At 54.1% G+C, this 3,414-nt stretch carries 2 protein-coding genes and 1 pseudogene; all 3 read left to right on the top strand.

Features of this window, described 5'->3' with window-relative positions; genetic code table 11:
• Positions 1-221, top strand: a pseudogene (locus PC39_RS16580) (S-methyl-5-thioribose-1-phosphate isomerase); the annotation flags it as partial.
• Positions 222-846: 625 nt separating this feature from the next.
• Positions 847-1,368: a DUF3015 family protein gene (locus PC39_RS16575; protein ID WP_353254528.1), complete on the top strand. Its 522-nt coding sequence runs from the start codon at positions 847-849 to the stop codon at positions 1,366-1,368.
• 108 nt (positions 1,369-1,476) lie between these two features.
• A complete protein-coding gene (locus tag PC39_RS16570; protein WP_353254527.1) occupies positions 1,477-3,348 on the top strand; it encodes an Lnb N-terminal periplasmic domain-containing protein in 1,872 nt (623 codons plus the stop codon).
• Positions 3,349-3,414: the final 66 nt, after the last annotated feature.

Raw genomic sequence — 3,414 nt, 5'->3', positions numbered from 1 at the left:
CCGACGGCGCCGCCATCCCCATCGAGCAGCGGGACCCCGTGGAACTGCGCGGCGTCGCCGGCCCCTATTGCCGGGTCGAGTGGAGCCCGGCTGACGCGCCGGTCTACAACCCCGCCTTCGACGTCACGCCGGCGGCGCTGATCAATGGCTGGATACTGGATGCCGGTGTCTCCGATCGGGACGATGTGGGAAAAATGGGTGCGCTAGGCTGGCCATCGTAATCACATAGCCCTGTTCCACTAGCTGCCGTAACTTTTTGTTTTTATTTGGCGTGACGACAAATAGGCGTTTACTCACGGCATCGCGTTTGACATCGATTTTCCCATTGCCCTAATTTCGAATTCAGAGTAAGGCTGGGAGTGCTAGTGACAAGCACCGCCCAGACTGAGCGACGCAGGGCAACGGCATTGTTCCCCCAAGCCTTAAGCCTGGATCGTCCGCCAAGGAGGGCAGAACTGCACGCATATCTCTTTTCTCTTTAGTTATCCCTCTACCGGTCGGCCGGTGCGGCTTCGCTCGTCGACGGCAGCTTCATGTCTGTCCGTGACTTGACGCGGGGAATTTGTCCGGACCTTTCAAAGCGAAATCCGTTTTTCATGGCCAGAATGGGGCCAGTCTTGGAACATGTAAGCGCACAGTTTCATCCTTGCTGTTGTGAGCCACGATAATTAAGGAAACCTGTCAAAATAGACTCTAGAGCGTGAAATCTGCAGCTAGATATATCCTCTAACGGCTGGTCTCGTTGTGAAAATTTCTTTTTTGTACAGTTAGATAAGCATCATATTTTGATGTGCTTTTACATCATGATTGATTTAATTCGTAACCTTGAAAAATGGAGTGTAATATATGGATATAGTGAAAAATACCGTGACTACAATAAGTCTGTTATCGCTGATTTTGTTTAGTCCGCTAACACTCGCAGAAGACGATCAGCAGGTTGGCAGTGGCCCCAATCCGTTTTCCGATTGCGGTATCGGCGCGGCCTTGTTTCCGACTACTCATTGGGCGGCTGTCACCTCCAACGTGATATGGGATGTCGGTACCACGGCTGTTACTTCAGCTACCGCTAGCCCGGAAACCTGTAATGGCAAGAGGGCCAAGGTCGCCCACTTCATCAACGATATGTACGACAACGTAATCGAGGAGACCGCGCATGGGCAGGGCGAGCACCTGGTCTCCATGCTGGAAATCTACGGTTGCAACACGGCTTCGCATGACGAGGTCGTATCGGCTATTCGCCCGCAAGTGGCCCATATGATCACCTCCGACGGCTATGCTCAACGCTCCAGGTTGGACAAGGCCGAGAACTACTACCAGATTCTGACTAATCGGGTCGATAGCGACTTCGCGCAAGCCTGTACCTCCTAGAGTTATCGGGCACGGCCTTTCCTGCATGGTGCCGCCGGATGGGGATTCTCCGTCCGGCGGCGTTTTATTGCCTCACTCATGCGCAGTAACCAAGCGAATCATCTCCTATTGGCGATATTGGTCTTCTCGGCAGCGGCAAGCGCAGATACCGAAAGGTTTCTGACGACATTGCAAACCGAAAAGCTGCACGAGGAGAGTGCTTGGTTACGATTGGTTCACTACGAAACCAATCAAGATACCTCCAGCGGGTACCGCAGCGAAGTCGTCTCAGACAGCTTCTTCCTGGCGGACAAAGGCAGAGTGGATCCACGGGCCGAATTGGTGGCCACCTTGCAAGCGATGCTTGCGCCCGTTACTGGGGACGATCCGAATCAGCATGCGCAATGCCGTTTCCCAGCGCGGTGGCTTTGGTTGCGACGCAACCTGTCCATGAAGAAAACGAGCATTCCCACCATTCATTGCACCACATTTGAGGAGTGGAATGGAGCGGAAGGCACCCGTTCCATCAGCGTCGTGTTCGTGACCGGCTATTTGTCTAATCCAGCGTCCTATTACGGTCATTTACTCCTGAAATTCAATGCGCCGCAGACGAGCCACAGCGCCGATCTGCTCGATGTCAGCGTTAACTATGGGGCTATTGTCCCGGATCAGGTCGACCCGGTTTCATACATACTGAACGGCGTGTTCGGTGGTTATGATGGTGGTTTTAGCCACATCGAGTATTTTCAGCACAACCACAACTACGGCGAACATGAACAGCGCGATCTCTGGGAATATGAACTCAGGCTGAAACAGGCGGAGGTCGACTTAATCACTGCCCATGCCTGGGAACTGATAGGCAAGAAGTTTCCTTATTATTTTTTTCGTGAGAACTGTGCTTACCGCATGGCGGAAATACTAGAGGTAATAGAAGGGCTCGCATTGACCCCCAAGCAGCGCCCATGGACGATTCCCCAAAGCGTCATTCGGAACCTGGCACGTAGCCGCCGACACGGGAAACCCTTGGTTGCAGCCGTTCATTATCGGCCGTCTCGTCAATCACGCTTTTACGCCAGCTTTAAGGCCCTGGATCCCGAGGCAAAACAAATCGTTTCTAGGATTGTTCATGACCCGGGTTATCTGGATGAGGCTGAATTCCAGGCGCTGCCGGTAGCCGAACGCACGGATGTGCTCGCTACCTTGATTGACTACTATCGATACCGACTTGAAGATGAGATGCTGCCGGAACACCCGGTGCGCAAAGGGTATCGCAAGGTTTTGGATGCACGCTTTGCCCTGCCGCCGCAGAAAGATGCGCGCACACCCGCCCAACGTCCTACCGCTCCGCACGAGGGTCGCGCGCCTAGCTACCTACAGGCGAGCATCATTCATGACAGCACCCTTGGTCGTGGTCTGACCCTGCGCATACGCCCCGCTTATTACGATCCTCTGGATGCCACGGCGGGACATGTCCCACACTCCGCCCTTTCGATGTTGGATGCAGAAGTCGCTTGGTACGGTGACGCGTTGCGTATACACAACATCGACCTAATACACATAGAAAGCGTCAATTCTTCATCCACCGGCCTTCCCGGAGACCGGGGCAAGGCATGGCGGTTAACCGCAGGACTAGAGCGGCAACAAGCGGGTTGTCTAGAGGACTGCCTCGTGTTCCGTCTGCAAGGTGGCTTAGGCCGGACATTACACATGGGCCAACGAGGTTTGGTGGGCCTCTATCTGGGTGGCGCGCTGCAAAACGACCGTCGGGGCGAAGGGTACGCTCAAGGTTATGTATCGATGCTCGCCAATATAAGGTCGCTGGATCAACATGATATCCGTCTAAGGCTACGCCATGGCGTTTCTCTAGACGGCGAACTCGTTGAAGATACATCCGTTGGTATAAGCATGCGCTGGCAAATCGATGCCAAAAGTGATTTGCGAGTTGGCTACACTCGGTCAGGAGCTGATCTGGTGCAATTGGGCATTGGATACTATTGGTGACTCTGGTCCACTTGATCGATCACCGACAGCACCGTGGGCTCGCTGATGGCGGCGGGCGAGGTCGAC

The organism is Salinisphaera sp. PC39 (genome assembly GCF_040361335.1).
In the GTDB taxonomy this organism is placed as follows: domain Bacteria; phylum Pseudomonadota; class Gammaproteobacteria; order Nevskiales; family Salinisphaeraceae; genus APNM01.
Note: the sequence above shows the minus strand (reverse complement) of the source record. Positions and strands in the feature narration are given on the sequence as shown.